Here is a 19319-nt window from a genome sequence, read left to right as displayed (position 1 = left end):
GTACTTTAAACATGTATTTTTCGTGATCTAACCATATGCTCACGAAGGTAATAGGCCCTTGCTGAACCAGTTTCTACAATTCCGTTAAGCAGCTCAAGGCATGAGTTATACATTTTTCGGCTTAATGCTCCCCTGTTCTCAATTTGTAAATATCGACCTATCGACATTTCCAAATAATAAGCAGTATTGATTTGCTTGGCGATAAGACTTGAGTTCTCTGCGTATTTAGAGGCTAACAAGTGAATTCCCTTATCGAAGAACACTACATGAAATTGATGCATTAAAGATGCTAATGCTTCAAATACATGACTATTGTTTGCCGACTCACTTGCAAAATCCAATAAATATTGCGCACCACGCTTCATATCATTTTCTTCGTTTTCATGTCCTTGCCAAGGGCAGTCCGCATACATCATTCCACGCAGCAGCTGATTTAAATCATTCTGCAAGCCTATATAACGATCATTAACATCATTCAAAGCAATCTTATGCGCTTCTGGTGCCAATAAAGACCACAATGACCATATTGCGTCATAATCACCTTCTTTTTCCACAGCGACATGAAATGATAATGTCAATGAATAAATAAAACTCGGCGCTTTTGAACAGCCAGCGATTAAAAGATCTTTAAAAGGCATATAGTTGTTATTTCTTGAGTAAATAACATGTTCAGAAAGACAGTCTTGTATCTGCTTTTTTATATCATGATTTATTGTTTCATCATCTCCTGACCGATGATCTTGATATTCACTTTCAAATACAAAGTTCACTAATTTTTGAACTAACTTAACCTGGCTATCATCTTTAGTATTAAGTGGAACCATTAGCATAGGTAAATGAAGAAACCATGAGCTGTGACTTTCCAAAGAAATGTCGTTAACCGTGAGCTTAAACTTTCCTTCAACTAATTCATTACGAAATGTTGTTATAAGATCATTCCAGTTATCGATAGCTGCTTGCAACTCATCACCTTGCAGATGATAAAACCTACGTACCACACTATCTTCTCTTCGTAATCTAGCATACTCAACTATTCCACCTATACAACGGGATGCTAATTCAGCGTCTCTTGACCAAAGAAATTCCCTTACCCCCTTAGCAGCATTAGCACTAACATTAAGGTTTTCATGTGTTAACGCTGTAGCCAAAGCAAACTTCAAATGCTCTTCTTGTTCTGAATCTAGCTCTAAATCAAATAATTTAGGCAAAACAAATGCACACGCCCCAGAGCCATAATAATCAGTCTTATCATGAGCTGTTGTTCCATCCATATTATCTGCGTGCATAAATATTGACTCTAGGATAACTCCTATGCACCACTCTTTATCTCCATCACTTAAGTTCAAAAGATCATCTCTAACACAAACAGCAGCAACAGTTGTGATTGTACCAACTGCCATATCGGCAAAGTTATGAATTTCTCCTTTTTGGAAGGAAATGAGTAATTCTTTTGCTGCTATTATTGCATCTTGATATGAAGAGAAATATTTTTCTTCGAGTAATTTCTCCTCTAATAATTTTCGTCCCCATAAATTTAAACTAATTACAGTGTTATCAATTACACGTTTTTCATTAAACTCTTGTTGATCTTGCTTTAAATCTTCCGGAAGGTCAGACGAACTTTGAAGCAATATTCGATCATTACCCTTGTCTTCAACAGCCTCCCAAGTCCTTGTATCAACTCGGTGTATCATATACCGAAGTTTTTTTTCATTACGAGCAGTCGCTTCACTTGTCAATTCATCAACAATTTTTAAAGCGCCATCCCTTAACTCATTTACGAACTGAAGCCTTGTTAATAAGGTTTCTAAAGACTCTTTTCTCCAAGGTCTAAGTGCGGCTTTTCTTCTTTCCTCGATGTAAATTTTCGTCATTACATCTCTTTGATGGTTAAAGAAGTGTAATTCATTCCCCCCCATTTCTTGCGTCATTCGAATCAAATCTAAATGGTATAAGTCAGCAGTTTTCAGTAAAGGAAATGCTGCTTTTCCTACTTTATTAGGGAAACCTGTCGCCACAGAAGATAAAACAGATGTAGGCATTACAGAGTTACTTTTTCTCAGCAAGTAATCGTATATCCATTCTATTTCATTATCTTCACCACACGTATCTATATACTCAACCAACCAGTTTTCTAACGCCATAAGAGCACACTGAAGAAGATATGGTAATGTTGACTGACCTCGATAACCTTTCCAAAGATGAGGTGAGGCATACTGCTTTATTAATGTTCCGTCATTGAGAATTACATCCACTTGCTTTGCAGCTACTTCATTAGAAAAGTACTTTTCTTGTTCATCCGCAGAAGGAGCGCCAAACTCAGATTCAGCATACTTCTGTGCAGTTAAATTGCATAATTTAATAATAAAATCTAACGCTAATCTAGGTTTTGACTCAAGGAGGTACTTAAAAGGTCCTTTAGAACCACTTGCGGGGAAAAAATCACGTTCTCTATCTAAACCAAAGGATTCTTCAACATCAATTCGGCCATAAGAACTATAGCCAAACTCATCTTCTTCTGTTTTTTGCAGTAGCCACTCATGCAAAGAAAGCTTAACTACAAAGTCAGGATTACGCTTGCATAACATAGGCACATTAGTGCCTACAAGGGCTAAACTAGTCAGCTCATCAACATAACTTAACCTTCTAGGCTTTACCTTGGAGATGAAAACATCCCGCTCCATTAATTCATCAAATTTTTCTTTGATTGCTGTTGAAACCTTTAATAGGGCATTAAGTATTTTCTTTCTTCGCCCCTCATCACGATAAGAATCTTTAACCTGTTCAAGCAGCCATATACTTAACAAGCCAACCTTTTGTGAGGCACTTGGCAGTTCCTCATATATATTAACGAGTCCACACCATTCATTTATCACCTCAACAACTTGAGTAAGCATAGAGTTACTCAAATCGTGCTTAACCTCATAGATAAAATTAAATAATGCCTCCCAACCGTTACCATAGGGTTGTAAGAACAAAGATTTCAAAATCCCTGATTTTTCATCTTTAACCAATAAATAATTATATAATGAGCTTGGTCTTTGACAGGCTATTCTTAGAATAAAGCAAAAGCGGACCAAAAGTGCGCAATCATCCTTTAGAAGCTGAGACTTAAGAAAATATAGAAAATCTTCTGGCGAGTCATGTTGCATAATCGCTGCAATAGCCTCATCCTTCCAGTAACTTTCTATACCATCAGTGGTCAAGACTTCTTCAACAAATTCATTAGTTGCATCATCAAACTTCAATTTCCTGTATAGCCATAACCGAAATGCTCTACTAATTGCAGGTTCATTACCAATAGTTAATAAAAATTGAACTAAGTCATGCGAATTTTCAACGTACTCGCTCTCAATGTATTCTTCTAATGCCCAGTCCTCTAATACATCGTGCATTGGACTTATAGTGGCAGACTTCTGATCACGGTGAATTAAATGATCTTCTTCCAATTTAGCAATGACTTCAGGGTCAAACTCACTAGCTCTAATGCCAAACAACATTTTTTTCGCTCGTTGTTTTGCAATATTAATAAAAGTTGTTCTTCGTTTATCTGGCATTCCTGATTTTCTATCTGCCTCTTTTGAAATCACTGTTGCCCAGACAGTATTTCTAAAATCGACTTCAGTATCACCAGATTTAAATTGTGCTCCATTACCAATGGCTCTTACTGCAATCTCGATAAAGAATGGCACTTTAAGCAATTCAGTTAACGAATCATTAGATATTAGCCCTGTTAGCTCAGGAATATGCTCACTGACTTGGGCAACTTGATCCGTAGTAAGCCCTTCCACATTCACACTGTCGAACTGGATAGCACTAGGTTGAAGATAATTAAAAGTAAGTTGTTGATATGCATAATCACGGCCCGTTGCAATAATGGTCCAACCCGCTTGTTTTTTTATGTATTGAAGTAAATCAATAAATGCATCTTGATAATTTAGCTCTAAAACTTTTTCTAGAGACTCAATAACAAGTATTTTTTCTTTAAGTAACGAGAAGTACCCTTCAATCTGCCCTAACGTTGAATTCATTCCGATAGATGTAAACACATCGTTAAGGTGGCTTTTATCTAAGTCTTCAGCTCTTAAATAGAAAACAGGAACATCTTTACCTTTCGTTGAGATAAAGTCTTTAACAACTCCAGATTTTCCAACACCTCTAGCACCAGTAACAAAAAGAAAGTCATTTACCTCGTACAGTTCAGATATTTCTGCTATCTGATCAGCCCTATCTATATGAAAACCATTAATAGTGTTCGATATTCCATCAAATATATGGTCGCCACGCTCTTTAAGCTTTAAAAAATCATTTTCAAAATTTACTTTACTTGTCGACTCAAATAATAATTTAACTTCTTTAGGTGCATTATCTTGAGTTAGAGTTCCTGCATTCTGGTTAAATTCTTGGGCACAAGTTACTAATTTAGACAAAACAAGAGATGGTGATTCATCCGAGTAACATTCAATCAAAGAGCACAAAAGATTTGCAACGACTGAGTATTTTGCATCTAAGTCGAAAGAAACTAACTGAAAAACTTTTAAGAAAAGCCATAATTCATCATCAGTAATCGCATTCCCATCGTTAGCACCGGTTAATTGTGTCCTGAATATATTAAGTTTGTTAACTTTTGCTTCACTAGTGAAGCCTTTCGTTTTTGATTTCTTAATAAAGTCTTCTGAGTTTGATGAATACTTAGCCCATTCCAATATTGGAAGAGTATTATTAACTTCGAGCTTGGGTAACGGACCTGTTATTAATACAATTGAATCATTTTCAATATTAAAGTCAGTACTTTTAAAATCTTTCCATGCACTATTAATAACTTCAGCAAACATTGAATCAGCAGCCCCGCTTATAGTGATTTCATGCTTAACCTGAGCAAAAAGCTGACTTTGGTTACTTGCTTTATCAGTCGCAACTAAAACAAAGTCATCCGTATTTGCGCCAGCATATTTATTCTGAAACTTTAACTCTTTTGCCCTCATATCCTGTGATAAACAAGGAACACAAGACTTTGTTAGTAATGACAATGCAAAAGCAGCTTGAACTCTAGTTTCAAAGTTAACACCACCACCTCCAGTAGAAAATGGATTGCTTTGTTGTTTTACATCTTTGCTCATTTTATTTCCATAATTTCAAAACAATTCCAAACAGAAATTGAATGTACTTTGAGAAAACTGTGGTGAACGAATTGGCATGTAACGAGCCTGTAGAAAAAGGCAGTTCAAAATCCCGAAGATTCCCTCAACCGATTTCAGGAGGGTTCCAAAAATCTACTTTCCTAGCCGCCTATTTCGATTCCACTTGTTCTTTACCTTGCTCTATTTGCCCTCAAGTCCATTTGTGAACATTCTTGGAACTATTCTCCTCTACGATCTACCTGTCAGCTGCCTACTACCGCTCCATACGAGTGGATCTTTTTCAGGTTATGGACCATGCAGAACAGGTTCCACTGCGCATTCACTTTTCGTTTTCCTCGAAGACTGAATCGATCAAGTTTCATGGTTGACCGTATATGGCCAAAGGGTGGCTCACCAACAGCGAGTCGCATGCCATAGATTGCTCGACCAATGGTTGAATCAATCTTTCGTTTCATCTTCTCTGTGAATCGCTCATTACCGTTACGCTTTTTCCCCGGAAAGTAAGCTAGCTGACGGGCCTCGGTTTTCTCTGGCTTTCGTAAACACTCACGTCGCAATTGACATGGGAGGCAGTCTCGCTTAGCTCCTTTAAACTTGTAGGCCTGATAGTCTTTCACCTTGGCGTTGCAGCCATTGCGGTAGAGTTTCTTGCCGGCCGGACAAATAGCGTGGCTCAAATCATCAGCGAAAGTAAAATGTTCAGGCCGAAAGAGTCGCTTTCCACCGGCCCTGGTCGCAAAGTGATAAGCGGGGAGATCTTTATAGCGCTCCGCTGTGGCAAAGCGAGGATCTCGTTTGCGGAAACGAGTATCCGCAACATACCCATCTATATTCTCTGTATAGAGGTACTCGAGATTCTTCTCGGAATGATAACCGCTATCCGCTACAACTTTGGCCTTACCAAATACATCTTGGTCGCCTATCTGTTCCAAGTTAGACTGTATCGACTTCAGCGAAGGTACAAGGAGATTGGACTCACTGCCCTGCCCATAGGCTTCTGCTCCAACAATGACTTGGTGCTTCTTGTCCACTGAGGCAACACCGACATACCCCTGTATTACCCCTTTCGATGTGGCCATCTTGGCAGAGTCATTATCGGTAATGTTTGATTTAACCGGTTTGCCGCCACTGCCACGTCGGTCATCATGGTCTTTCAGCCAATCCCTTATCTTGGCAGCACTTTTTTGTAGTTTCTTCTTATATTTCTCTTCATGATCCCGAACTTCCGGCTCTATCTTCTCAAGATCCATGGACTTGTGACGGATGATCATTCTGTGCAGAGCTCGCTCTATCTTTTCAACCTTTTTGGTCAAATCGGCTTTGGTGCCACTCCATTCCTTAGAGGCATTGCTTGGGAGTTTGCAGCCATCAATAGCAAACATCTCTCGGCCAATAAGGTTCTGCTGGTCACAGATCAGCAGTACTTGAAGAAAGAGAGAGACAACCTCTTTGTCCATACTGGAAACGAAACTGGCAATTGTTGTGAAGTGGGGTCTGGTATTGGCTGAAAGGGCCATGAAAAGGATGTTTTTTTCACAGCACTCGGAAATTGCACGACTAGAAGTAATACCTCGTGAATAGGCAAACAGGATAATCTTCAGCAAGATCCGTGGGTCATAGGCTGGGGCACCAGTTTCGTCGTTGGTGAACCTGGCATCAAAGATGGAAAGGTCGAGTTCGTGATCGACCAGATAGTTCAGGGTGTACTCGAAAGTCCCTTTTTGTATCTGCTCACTGAAGAATACTGGTATGAACATCCCCTGAGCGTATGAATACGGCTTGTATTTGGCCATGGCTTCCGACTTTCGGCAGGGTTAAGGGGTTGATTACCATCGAATGAAGCTAAATATAACCCTAAATGCCTGATATTGCTATGACCAATACCTTTTTCTACAGGTTCAACGTGGAGTTCAGGGGCGCGCGCCTTTTGCGCGTCCCTTGAAACGGTTTGTTGAACGAAGCCGCTACGCGGCAGAGGTCTTGAGTATACTTCAGTAAAGAGTCCAATTCCGGACACTTACAGAAAAAGGAGTATACCATGAAGGCAAAAGATTCCAAACGTTTTGAAATCCTTTACGATCGGCACCTGAAAAAGCTTACGCTTCAAGGCAAGAGTCAGGCAACTATCAGCGCCTATGCCCGGGCTGTTCGTCGTCTTACCGAACATTTTGATTGTTGCCCAGATCAACTGTCGGTGGAGCAGCTCGAAGATTATTTTACCCGTCTGGTAGAAAACTATTCCTGGAGTACGGTAAAGCTCGACAGGCTCGGCCTGATGTTCTTCTGGAAGCACGTCCTGGAGCAGGACTGGCAATGGCTCAATATCGTCAAGCCACCAACTGTGAAAACAATCCCGGATATCCTTACTAGAGAAGAAGTTGCCTTACTTGTTCACAACACGCGCAAACTCCGTTACCGGGTCTTTCTCTTTACTACTTACTCCATGGGGTTGCGTTTACAGGAAGCACTTTCTTTACAGATCGGAGATATCGATGCCAATCGCAGACGGGTACATATCCGCAGAGGCAAAGGACATAAAGATCGTCTGGTTCCACTGCCTGATCGAACCCTGAAGGCATTACGCATTCTCTGGCAGGATCATCGCCATCCCAAGCTGCTTTTCCCAAACTATAGAGGCTCTGCTGAAACCATCATCAGGGCAACCTCTCACATGAACATCGGTTCCACCCAGCAGGCCATGAAAGCGGTGGTTGCAGCCTGTAACATTAAAAAAAAGTCTCCATCCACTCCCTCAGACACAGCTTTGCCACCCACCTCCTCGAAGCGGGTTTAAGCCTTCGCCACATCCAGGAACTTCTCGGGCATTCAAGCCCCACAACCACTGCCCGTTACGCCCAGCTCACCTACACCGCGGAAAAGGATAGCATTGCCACCATAAACGAGCTGATCAATTCCATGGAGCTGAACCCAACGAGGAAGCAACATGGACATTAAATCACTCATCAACAAATACTTCGACCTGTACATGATTCGTCATGGCGGCAATGCCATCCCAGAGCAACTGAGGGCTTTGAGGGACATACAGCAGTGTCGAACCCCTCAATCTGGCGAACTCTATGCACGATGCCCTGATTGCCAGCATGGAGAATGGCGCCCCCTCTCGTGCGGCAACCGCCACTGCCCAACCTGCCTCAATCACCAGACCAGTTCCTGGCTTGATAAACAGCAGGCGAAGCTCATGCCGGTCCCCTACTTCCTGGCCACCTTTACCTTACCATATGAACTGCGATACCTGGCATACGGGCACCAGAAAACTGTCTATTCCCTGATGTTCAAATGCGTCGCTGAAGTCCTTAGATCCTTTGCTGCGAACCCAAAACATCTTGGAGCGGAGATCGGCATGACCATGATCCTGCACACCCACGCGCGAGACCTCTCGTTTCACCCCCACATTCATGTACTCATCCCTGGCGGCGGTATAGATAAACGATTCGGCAAGTGGAGAAAGGTGAAAAATGACTATCTCTTCAATGGATTTGCCCTGGCCAAAACCTTCCGCGGCAAATTCCTCGACATGCTGAAATCAACAGGCCTGTCCCTGCCTCAAAATCTGCCTGAAAAGTGGGTTGCCCATTGTGAATGCGTGGGCAATGGCTTCCCGGCCCTGAAATATCTGGCCAGATATCTCTATCGAGGCGTCATCAGCGAGAAAAATATTGTGGCAAGTCACAACGGAAATGTCACTTTCAAGTACCGTGACAGTAGGACTGATGAGCTAAGATATTCCACAGTAAAAGCAGAGGATTTCCTGAACATCCTGGTCAAGCATGTCCTGCCGAGAGGCTTCAGACGCGTGCGGGATTACGGTTTTCTGCACGCCAATGCCAGAAAAATCAGAACCCTCATTCAGCTTATACTGCATGTCTTTACCCCAATAGTGCCAAAACAGCGGCAAAGGCCAAAGTATTCCTGCCCAAAATGCAAGGCGGCTATGCTGGTGATACGCTTTCGATTCGACTACGGCAGATCAGGATAATGATTAGCCTGGACGCTGCTCTCACATAAATTCAGCAGGAGGTAATGCAGTCTATGAAAACAATCTGTTTCTTTCACACCTTGTCAGGTGAAGGGATAACTATGCTCTATAATTACAGCTAGAATTCAAGGCCCCCTTCCAGGGTAATTACTTTCAAAAGATATTTCCTTAGGAGAAAAGCCGGGCTTGTTCAACCACGGATAAGATTGTGGATCGCTTTGCGATCACAATCTATCCTTATTCGTTATCGCTTTTTTAATATTCTTCTTGGGACAAACCACCTAAAAATTAAAAACTCTATAATGACACTGAGCTTCACTTTTAGTTTTTCTTCTTCATCATAGTATCCATCATTATTGTATGAATTTTCTAAGTAAATTTCTATTAGTTCATTTGCTTTCTCTACATCTTCATTTATAACGTAAATAGTTTTCTGGTTGAATAGTTCAATTGGTGGCCCTAGCCTCAATGAACCAAAAAAGTCGTTATGAACATAAAAATTTACATTTTCACTCATTAAAATACTTTTGATAAAGATTAAATCGAATTCATTTTCTGGATTGTAGATCTTTATCATCAGTTTTTATTTCGATAACAAGTAATTATCCGGAAGACCGACTGAAATGGTCCACAACGGACCTCTCATCCTTCAATCAGCTCCATCCAGATGGTAAATAATTAGTAAATCTAGATAAATAGATTATACTGATCAAAGCAAGCTGTTAGTGTTCTACTTCTGGGTAACACCACAAGAAAACATATTATACCCAATTCACTCCCATAGGTTCGGAGGCAGTCATGCTGGTTGTACCTACAGAGGTCAGAGTCAGGTATGCTGAGTTTCTCGCTCAAAGAGGTGTAGCTCAGATATACGTTAATAAATGTCAGAAATGGCTCCGTTACTACCTGGATTTTTGTGAGAAATATCAGCATGAGACGGCAACCACTCGGGGCCTGGATGCCTTTCTTGTAAAATTGACAGAGAAAAATCAAAATGTCGCGACCAGGCAAGAGGCTCAAAGGGCAATTCAGCTTTACCTGGATTTTTTGGTTCTCAAGAGAAGTGCTGGCAGCCGCCCAAAGAGACCAGAAAAAATCGATAGAGTAGCCGTCGTTGGGAAGAAAACCATCAAGAAGACTAACGATAGAAGTACAAAGCCCGTTAAGATCGCAACCATTCCACAACATATAACTGCCAACGAGCATGAAAGCTCATGGGAAGCTCAATTCGCCGATCTTGAGAATACCATTCGGATGCGGCATTACTCCGACAATACTCTCAAGTCGTACAGAAAATATATCAGGGATTTTCAAACCTATACAAAATCCCTGCATCCTGATCGATTGTCGGCGGAACATGTGAAAGAGTATCTCACCCACCTTGCCGTCAAGAAGAAGGTGTCCGCCTCAACCCAGAACCTGGCCTTCAATTCCCTCCTCTTTTTTTTCAGAAACGTACTGAACAGGGAATTCGGCACCATCGATGGCGTTGTACGCGCCAAGAAAAGACCGTATATCCCGGTGGTGTTATCACGGGCGGAAATCGACAAGATATTCAAGGCTATCGATGAACCGTATCTTCTCATTGTCAAACTGTTGTACGGTTGCGGATTACGCCTGTTTGAGTGTTTATCGTTGCGTGTTCATTGCCTGAACCTTGAAGGAGGTATTCTCACCGTCCATGACGGAAAAGGGAAAAAAGATCGTACCGTCCCCTTACCCAAAAATCTGCTAGGAGACCTGCATGGGCAGTTGGACATGGTTTATGATCAATATAAAAAGGATGTAGGCAATCGATATGATGGAGTTTTTCTTTTTGACGCCTATGAAAGGAAATCAAAGAATGCTGCCCGTCAATTTATCTGGCAATGGCTGTTCCCCGCCCACAAACTCACAAAGGTAAAGGAGACTGGAGAAGTGAAACGATTCCATCTCCATGAAACCCATGTGCAGAGGGCGATCCGGCGGGCGGTGGAAAAGGCCTGTCTCACTAAAAGGGTCACGGCGCACACCTTCAGGCACAGCTTTGCGAGTCATCTTCTTCAAGCAAATTACGATATTCGAACCATTCAGGAGTTACTCGGACATAGCGATGTAAGGACAACCATGATTTACACTCACACAGTGAAAAGTACGACGAAGAAAGAAGCAAAGAGCCCACTTGATTTTTAATATTTTCACCAGCAATAAGGAGTAAGGGAGTATTAGGGGGTAGACCACGATTGATTCTACAAACAGGACACTTCCCAACTATCTTGTGAGTGTCATGGATGTCCCCAATATTTGCCTCAGCTAAGGGATTTGCCGGCCGGTTCATGATTTGCTAGCCTTTTTTACATACGTCCTGGTCTAACATGCAAGACTCATCTCCATGCTTTTCAACCTGTATTGTCGAATGCCCAATACCAAAACGGTCATGTAATTGCTGCTGAATTATCGACAAATTATTATTGCCTAAATCATTATCTGTTGTAACAAGATGCACCGATAAGGCTACTTCTGTAGTGCTCATGGCCCAAACGTGTAAGTCATGAATCTGAGATACATTTTCCAGACCTGAGAGGTAGGCCATTACTCCTGCTATATCGATCTGTTCAGGAACCGAATCGATGGCAAGGTTCAGAGAGTCACGCAGCAAAGACAAGGTTCCAACGAGGATGACGGATACGATAAAAATACTGACTAACGGATCAATTACTTGCCAACCTGTGAACATCACAATGATGCCAGCAACCACGACTCCAAGTGAAACGCCAGTATCGGCAACCATATGCAAATATGCTCCCTTGATGTTTAAGTCTGTTTTCTGACCGGAAACAAAAAGCAAAGCAGTAATCGCATTAATGACGACACCAATTGCCGCAACCACAACTACCGTTATTGCTTCAATTGGTTTTGGATCGAATATTCTGCCAATAGCCTCCCAGGTAATTCCTCCAAGTGCGAAAAGCAGCACTATGCCATTAGTTAAAGACGCTATGATTGTTGCCTTACGAAAACCATAGGTCCTTTTTTCCGTTGCCGGTTTTCTGGCGAGCCAACTTGCCCCCCAAGCAAGCAACAAACTGAATACATCACTTAAATTGTGCCCAGCATCTGCTATCAGCGCCAATGATCCCGCAGCAACACCGTAGCCTGCTTCTATGACAACGAAGACTATATTCAACAATATCCCAACCGCAAAAGTGCGGTTATAGTTGATTTGCTTATGGTCGTGATCGTGCGCCATTCGTTCTTTCCTGCAGAGCTAGCCAAACCGATTGAGCGGCCGGAATCACCCTCATGCTATATAATATTACGGGATAACCACTTTTTGGAAATCCTGCCCCTTTTCGAGATCCATCGGCACGTAAGTGATATTGTCTTTGCCAAAATCAACAGCCTTCAAGTCAATCACGCGTAGGCGGCTGTTGTACTGTGTTCGGTAATAATAGCGGAGCGCTTTGGTATCCATCGCCGATGTCGCTTTCCAGGGTCGGGCCACGCTATAACTCTGTATTTACGCAATTATCCCAGGCCAATAAGGTCATATAACGGTCTATATTACAATTTTTCGGGTCAGAATTGGCAATATATATTCCAGCATCCTCTCTAAGCTGGTAACTTTCTCCCGCTTCTTTGACCTTGCGGCCTTTGGATCGTAATCCTAATCGATGTTTTATGATTTCCACAAAAGATTCATCACCAACTGCTATGCTTTCACTCCACCACGCTTGCCTTCGATCTACATTGCAAAGAGCTTCATCAACGTATTCTTTATGTGACTTCTGAAAAGCATGACAGCTCGAAAACCCTGAAAGCTCAGCAAGCTTCTCATACGCGATAAGAACACATTTTCTGCGTGGCTTCTGAATCTCATTATATCCACCAAATTGCCATTCCGAAGGATGAGAAACAACACCAGCACGCACCATATTCAGATCAATATACACAATACAACGTAGTAGATGCTGTTTGGTCTGGATGGCTGTGGCGTGATAACGGTCTTCCCAGAATGCTCCTTTCCTATTTTTTCTGGAATTGTATTCCTGGCCAGTTCTACCAGCGACCAACTTAACCGATTGCGGGATGACGTCTCGCCCTTGATCATCAAATACGAGCAGGTGTATATGGTTTGAGGTAACTGTATAATCTAGAATAGTCAAACCATACCGCTTTCGGGCTTCGTAAAGCCAGTGGAGCCATCTCTGCCGATCCATTTTCAGTTTGAGCAGAAAGTCCTTCTTATGGCATCTATGAGTGATGTGCCACACCTGCCCAGGTAGATAGTGCCTTTTGGCTCTTGCCATAATTTGTCTCGTCCTAAGAAGTTCAATATCTTGGTTTTCTCCCCAGAAAAACAAGACATTAACCTGAATCACGATGTTCTTTCAAGAGACAAAGACGCTATATCGGGGTGTTATCGTGGCCCGACCCCACTCTCACCTATACTGCATGTCTTTACCCCAATAGTGCCAAAACAGCGGCAAAGGCCAAAGTATTCCTGCCCAAAATGCAAGGCGGCTATGCTGGTGATACGCTTTCGATTCGACTACGGCAGATCAGGATAATGATTTGCCTGGACGCTGCTCTCACATAAATTCAGCAGGAGGTAATGCAGTCTATGAAAACAATCTGTTTCTTTCACACCTTGTCAGGTGAAGGGATAACTATGCTCTATAATTACAGCTAGAATTCAAGGCCCCCTTCCAGGGTAATTACTTTCAAAAGATATTTCCTTAGGAGAAAAGCCGGGCTTGTTCAACCACGGATAAGATTGTGGATCGCTTTGCGATCACAATCTATCCTTATTCGTTAGGCATGAGCTTTTTACACTCAATGGCTAAGTTGCGTGGAGGGGCAGCCATGCGGTATCGGGTCTTTAGACTGCACCAGCCAGATATATATCCACGTCGTCCTGCGTAATCAAGTCAATGCCTGTATCAACAGCCTGAGGCATCTGAACGCCCAGCGATGCTTGCCACAGCATCAGGACGGACATCGAACCCTGCATTTTCGGGATGGTTGCTGAGGAGGACTCGATCACGCCTTCTTTAATGGCATCGAGTATGAGCTTAATTCCATCCATGCTGACTACTTTTACTTTGCCGGCCCTTCCAGCCTTCTTAATGGCGGTTGCTATGCCTATCGAACCGGAAGCATCGCAGCACAAGTAACCGCTCAGGTCGGGATGCGCTTCGAGAACAGTCGAAGCCTGTTGGCGAGCGGTCTCAATGTCGTCATTGTCAGTGCCACCGTCTAAAACAGTTATACGGGGATGCTTCCTTAAAACAGCCATCTGGGCTTCGTATCGTTCTTTGTGGTTTGGTGCCGTGGGATATCCCTGCATCAACGCCACTTTGCCAGCTCCCCCAAGTAGCTTGACGAGGCGCTCGGCCGCAATGATCCCCTGCTGGGCAAAATCGTTGCCAATGCTGGTCATGCTGGCGTCTGGCGATGGTGAGTCGAAAAGAACCATCGGAATGCCCTGATCCCTGATGCGGTTGATCGCCGTCATATGGCCTACTGCGTCAACCGGATCTACAGCAATGCCACTCGGGCGACTCCTGGCAGCTTTTTCCAGCATCGCGTTCTGCTCGACTACGTCGGCAATTGATGGTGGCATATAGTCGACCACAATCTCGACACCAAGCTCACGACTTAGGACTTCGGCCTGAGCTCGCGCACCTTTGTGTACCTCGTCGAACCAGGGATGTGCGACTTTCGGGATAATGATGAATCGAAGCTCTCTTGCCATTTTTCGCGTCTCCTTTGTTGATTTCTTGCCAGTGGCACAACTTCACAAAAATGTCATGTATATTGAGATAATCCAAAAATCAGCAAAATTTCAGGTATAATATGGATATCTGAACCGTATCGCAAATTTAAATCTGGTGTCAAACCAAAGGCCCTAAAAATGCGGCTTTGAGGCAATAAAAAGGTCAAATCTATAGGCTATAATTCACCCTTAAAAGTTGTGATTAAAATTGAATATCGCAGGTTTTTCAGGACTTCAAAACTACCGATATGTTGGAGAAATCGCAACTTTTGGATAAATACTTCAAACCACAATATCTTGGGGTACCTAAAAAATAAAAGAGGTCCGGAATAGTAACAGTAGAACGTGCTTTTATATCTTTTTATCAGTTACAAACCTATAGCAGAAAATTGCGCATTCCTGAGTCCCAGGATATTCATCGAATTGTATTGAGGGATAAAATCAAAAATAAATTGGAAGATTCAATATTCCACTTTCCAGGGTCGGGCCACGCTATTGCTCTGTATTTACGTAATTGTCCCCAGCCAATAAGGTCATATAACGGTCTATATTACAATTTTTCGGGTCAGAATTGGCAATATATATTCCAGCATCCTCTCTAAGCTGGTAACTTTCTCCCGCTTCTTTGACCTTGCGGCCTTTGGATCGTATTCCTAATCGATGTTTTATGATTTCCACAAAAGATTCATCACCAACTGCTATGCTTTCACTCCACCACGCTTGCCTTCGATCTACATTGCAAAGAGCTTCATCAACGTATTCTTTATGTGACTTCTGAAAAGCATGACAGCTCGAAAACCCTGAAAGCTCAGCAAGCTTCTCATACGCGATAAGAACACATTTTCTGCGTGGCTTCTGAATCTCATTATATCCACCAAATTGCCATTCCGAAGGATGGGAAACAACACCAGCACGCACCATATTCAGATCAATATACACAATACAACGTAGCAGATGCTGTTTGGTCTGGATGGCTGTGGCGTGATAACTGTCTTCCCAGAATGCTCCTTTCCTATTTTTTCTGGAATTGTATTCCTGGCCTGTTCTACCAGCGACCAACTTAATCGATTGCGGGATGACGTCTCGCCCTTGATCATCAAATACGAGCAGGTGTATATGGTTTGAGGTAACTGTATAATCTAGAATAGTCAAACCATACCGCTTTCTGGCTTCGTAAAGCCAGTGGAGCCATCTCTGCCGATCCATTTTCAGTTTGAGCAGAAAGTCCTTCTTATGGCATCTATGAGTGATGTGCCACACCTGCCCAGGTAGATAGTGCCTTTTGGCTCTTGCCATAATTTGTCTCGTCCTAAGAAGTTCAATATCTTGATTTTCTCCCCGGAAAAACAAGACATTAACCTGAATCACGATGTTCTTTCAAGAGACAAAGACGCTATATCGGGGTGTTATCGTGGCCCGACCCCACTCTCGGATCTCATCTGACAATTGTGTCGATACGCGGAGACCTGAGATGAGCAGCCTATATCCGTAACGGATTCTCTTGAGAGGGTCGACCTGCCAATATCATTTTGTTCTTTTTCGCTTGATATCAAAAAATAGTTTTTGCTGTGCAGCCTCCGAAATAGCTGCAACTGCTGGATGTTTGATAATTCGTTCTACTGAAATCGCATAAAATCTTTCTTTGATATCACGCGTCCGACCAATGAGCTTAACTTGGTACTGTTGAACCACCTCCTTCTCGATAACTGTCGGGGCAACAAAAATCCCATCACCTGCTTGACCAAAAACCTTCAGGAGGGCACTGTCGTCAAACTCCCCAACTATGAGAGGCTGGATCTCCATTTTGTCTAGCCATTGGTCAAGAATCCCCCGCAAGGTGCTCATGGCCATGGGAAACAGCATCGGGGCATTGTTGAGGCAATATGGAAATTTCTCATGTAGTTGCTCTACCAGTTCTTGCGTTCCCAAAAAAGAAACACCGCACTCCCCCAAGAGGTGATTGTAGGCCTTAATGCTCAGCCCCGTTCGTAAGGGGGTGTCTGTCAGGACCACATCAAGGTTGTGCATTGCCAGCTCGGCCAGAAGATTTTCGTCTTTCCCTTCATGGCAGATCAACCGGACTTTTTCCGGCAAGTTGTTTATTGGCGCCAGTAACTTTTGGGCAACAAGCTTTGGCACCACATCAACGACCCCAACTCTTAAGGACCATGGCCCAGTGACTGGGACTCCTTTCAACGAATCCATCATTTCCCGGCCCAGTGGAAATATCTCATCTGCATATCTCAAAACGAGCAGTCCTGCATCTGTAGGCTCCAGGTTCCGCCCCACTTTTTGTGTCAATTTGACATCAAGGCTTTCTTCCAGTTTTGCCAACTGCGCGCTAATTGTGGACTGCGCCAGACGGAGTTTTTCACTGGCTGCAGTTATGCTTCCCTCACGCATAACAGTCCAGTAGTAAAACAGATGATGATAATTTAGCCATTCCATGTAGACCTCAACAGTTCGGTTTTTACGAATTATGATAACACATTTATCTATTTGACCGAAATCGGTTTGGGATTTATTTTTCACATAGAATGCATCGGCCAGCTTGTGTCGTTCGATATCTTCACCAAGGTGGCGCGGGCCGAATGGGATACGCTGGGCTTCTCCTGCGGCATTATTCCCTGTGTCGGAGCTCTCGACTTTTACTTGAGGGGTATCTGGCGATGGTTTCCAAGTTCGCGTATCTCGATCTCGGATCTGTTACGGTCAATGCATTCGGAGCATTCAGGCTGCCATAACTGTTGGCTATGCCATGAGTATCAAAGCCCATTTTCTGATACATGGCAAACATATGCAGCAAGCATAATGGATTTTTTCTGGCATGCGTACTCCAAGCTCCCTCCTGGCAGGAAAGAGCAACCTCAATGGAACCGGTCCCCCCGGCGAAGCTTTTTCCCTGCCAGGTTTCATGTCAGTAGAGAGAAATGGTAACCTGTATCAAGTAGAGGGTAATCTGCTACGACTCACTCTTAACAGGTTGTACGCAACTACAACCGATTCATCGAAATTATCATAAGTGACCATAAACCATGAAAGAAGAACCAATTGTTGGAATCGTTTTGGGCAGCGGATCGGACGTGCCCGTCATGAAAAAAGCCGCTGAAGTCTTAAAGGAGATGGGGGTTCCGTTTGAAATGGATATCAGCTCCGCTCACCGCCTTCCCGATAAAACAGCGGAATATGCGAGGAGCGCCAGAGGACGCGGTATCGAGGTAATCATCGCCGGTGCCGGCATGGCTGCCCATCTCGCCGGTGTCATCGCTGCCCATACAACCCTGCCCGTAATCGGTGTGCCACTGGCATCCGGAGCTTTGGATGGTGAGGACGCGCTCTACTCAACGGTACAGATGCCGCCAGGCATCCCTGTGGCGACAGTAGCTGTTGACGGCGCCAAAAACAGCGCCTATCTTGCATGTTCCATCCTCTCGATTAAGTATCCGGAATTAAAAGGAAGGTTAGAGGATTTCAGGGAAAACACGCGGAGATCCCTCAAAAAGCAATCCGAACAGCTGACTCAGGAGTTGCTGGCCTCCAACCTAATAGCAACACAGGAAGATCCTTCAAAATCATAGGGTACTTAGCTGCCTTACCATGCTGCTCAGGCAACATGGTAGCGTATGGGAGCGGATAGAAACAAGTCTCCAGCTTAGACCGTTTATTAACCATATTCAAACCGATGAAGAAAATGACAAAAGAACAATCAGGACGCCCCACCGCTGAAGAGGTTCTCCAGATCCTCAAAGATGGTAACAAACGTTTTATATCCGGTAAACTTGAACATCCAAACCACTGTGAAGAAAGCCGTAAGAGTCTGGCTGCAGGCCAGGAGCCGATAGCAACCGTCCTCACCTGTGCCGACTCCCGTGTCCCCCCTGTGGATATCTTTGACCAGGGCTTGGGTGATCTTTTCGTCGTACGGGTTGCAGGCAATGTGATCGGAGATCATTCCCTGGGATCTATAGAGTATGCGGTCAAGCACCTGCACACCCCTGTTGTTGTCGTCATGGGGCATTCGAGCTGTGGGGCAATTTCGGCAGTTGCCAGCGGCGTAGCCCTTGAGGGTCACATTGCCACACTCGGCCCTGCTATCCAGACTGCCATCAAGAATATAAAAGAGGCCGAAGGAGACTTGGTGAACAACGCATCCAAAGAACTGGCCAGACAGATTTCAGTAAAAATAGCCCAGTCAGAACCAATTGTTGCAGAATTGGTGCAAAACGGAGCAGTGAAAATCGTACCCGCCTACTACGATCTTATGTCCGGAAAAGTAGAATTTCTTTAATCATTGAGGTCGGACATAAGCTGTCATTCAGATGCCAGCCGAGATGGATATCCGCGAGGTGACACGACTGCTTTATAGCGCCGATAGCAGAATGGCTCCGGTGAAGGCAGACTGAAAACGCTGTGCCGCAGCCAT

The 19319-nt window shown here is 43.6% G+C and carries 13 protein-coding genes and 2 pseudogenes; 6 read left to right on the top strand and 9 right to left on the bottom strand.

All coding sequences use genetic code 11. From position 1 onward, the window contains the following. Positions 1–5: 5 nt before the first annotated feature. Positions 6–5120, bottom strand: a complete 5115-nt coding sequence (locus tag FCL45_RS12680; protein ID WP_136799979.1) for a P-loop NTPase family protein — start codon at positions 5118–5120, stop codon at positions 6–8. Between the two features lie 263 nt (positions 5121–5383). Next, positions 5384–6934, bottom strand: a complete 1551-nt coding sequence (locus FCL45_RS12675; protein ID WP_176360014.1) for a transposase — start codon at positions 6932–6934, stop codon at positions 5384–5386. Between the two features lie 245 nt (positions 6935–7179). Here FCL45_RS12675 and FCL45_RS25095 point away from each other — a divergent pair. Together FCL45_RS25095 and FCL45_RS12660 are read left to right on the top strand one after the other, a co-directional pair. Continuing rightward, positions 7180–8096 (top strand): annotated as a pseudogene (locus FCL45_RS25095) (tyrosine-type recombinase/integrase). After that, the gene (locus tag FCL45_RS12660; protein ID WP_176360015.1) at positions 8086–9138 is read left to right on the top strand and encodes an IS91 family transposase; all 1053 of its coding nucleotides are present in this window, start codon (positions 8086–8088) and stop codon (positions 9136–9138) included. The pseudogene FCL45_RS25095 and the gene FCL45_RS12660 overlap by 11 nt, the downstream one beginning before the upstream one ends. Positions 9139–9382: 244 nt before the next feature. On the opposite strand, the gene FCL45_RS12655 is transcribed toward FCL45_RS12660, so the two are convergent. Continuing rightward, positions 9383–9715, bottom strand: a complete 333-nt coding sequence (locus FCL45_RS12655) for a putative signal transducing protein (RefSeq protein WP_176360043.1) — start codon at positions 9713–9715, stop codon at positions 9383–9385. 221 nt (positions 9716–9936) lie between these two features. Here FCL45_RS12655 and FCL45_RS12650 point away from each other — a divergent pair, with 221 nt between their 5' ends. Further along, entirely contained in the window at positions 9937–11310 is a 1374-nt protein-coding gene (locus FCL45_RS12650; RefSeq protein ID WP_136796580.1) for an integron integrase, read from the top strand. 151 nt (positions 11311–11461) lie between these two features. Here FCL45_RS12650 and FCL45_RS12645 read toward each other — a convergent pair whose 3' ends face one another. The 3 genes from FCL45_RS12645 to FCL45_RS12635 all read right to left on the bottom strand — a co-directional run bounded on the left by FCL45_RS12645 (position 11462) and on the right by FCL45_RS12635 (position 13427). Next, positions 11462–12367 (bottom strand): cation diffusion facilitator family transporter, encoded by a 906-nt coding sequence (locus tag FCL45_RS12645; protein ID WP_136796579.1) that lies wholly within the window; start codon positions 12365–12367, stop codon positions 11462–11464. A 66-nt stretch (positions 12368–12433) separates the two neighbouring features. After that, the gene (locus tag FCL45_RS12640) at positions 12434–12622 is read right to left on the bottom strand and encodes a hypothetical protein (RefSeq protein ID WP_136796578.1); all 189 of its coding nucleotides are present in this window, start codon (positions 12620–12622) and stop codon (positions 12434–12436) included. Between the two features lies 1 nt (position 12623). After that, complete coding sequence (locus tag FCL45_RS12635) at positions 12624–13427, bottom strand: transposase (RefSeq protein ID WP_217907576.1); 804 nt, start codon at positions 13425–13427, stop codon at positions 12624–12626. Positions 13428–13550: 123 nt separating this feature from the next. Between FCL45_RS12635 and FCL45_RS25300 the strand changes: the two are divergent. Then, positions 13551–13688, top strand: a pseudogene (locus FCL45_RS25300) (IS91 family transposase); the annotation flags it as partial. Between the two features lie 311 nt (positions 13689–13999). On the opposite strand, the gene FCL45_RS12630 reads toward FCL45_RS25300, so the two are convergent. The 3 genes from FCL45_RS12630 to nhaR form a co-directional block, all read right to left on the bottom strand. Beyond that, positions 14000–14875 (bottom strand): substrate-binding domain-containing protein, encoded by an 876-nt coding sequence (locus tag FCL45_RS12630; protein WP_136796577.1) that lies wholly within the window; start codon positions 14873–14875, stop codon positions 14000–14002. A 513-nt stretch (positions 14876–15388) separates the two neighbouring features. After that, a complete protein-coding gene (locus FCL45_RS12625; protein ID WP_420811234.1) occupies positions 15389–16192 on the bottom strand; it encodes a transposase in 804 nt (267 codons plus the stop codon). A gap of 228 nt (positions 16193–16420) precedes the next feature. Continuing rightward, entirely contained in the window at positions 16421–17428 is a 1008-nt protein-coding gene (nhaR, locus tag FCL45_RS12620; protein WP_228721322.1) for a transcriptional activator NhaR, read from the bottom strand. Between the two features lie 503 nt (positions 17429–17931). On the opposite strand from nhaR, the gene purE reads away from it, so the two are divergent. Beyond that, complete coding sequence (purE, locus tag FCL45_RS12615; RefSeq protein ID WP_136796575.1) at positions 17932–18474, top strand: 5-(carboxyamino)imidazole ribonucleotide mutase; 543 nt, start codon at positions 17932–17934, stop codon at positions 18472–18474. A 113-nt stretch (positions 18475–18587) separates the two neighbouring features. Beyond that, positions 18588–19184 carry a carbonic anhydrase gene (locus FCL45_RS12610; RefSeq protein ID WP_136796574.1) on the top strand — a complete coding sequence of 199 codons (597 nt, stop codon included), beginning with the start codon at positions 18588–18590 and terminating at the stop codon, positions 19182–19184. The last annotated feature ends 135 nt before the right edge of the window (positions 19185–19319 follow it).

Source organism: Desulfosediminicola ganghwensis (assembly GCF_005116675.2).
In the GTDB taxonomy this organism is placed as follows: domain Bacteria; phylum Desulfobacterota; class Desulfobulbia; order Desulfobulbales; family Desulfocapsaceae; genus Desulfopila; species Desulfopila ganghwensis.
Note: the sequence above shows the minus strand (reverse complement) of the source record. Positions and strands in the feature narration are given on the sequence as shown.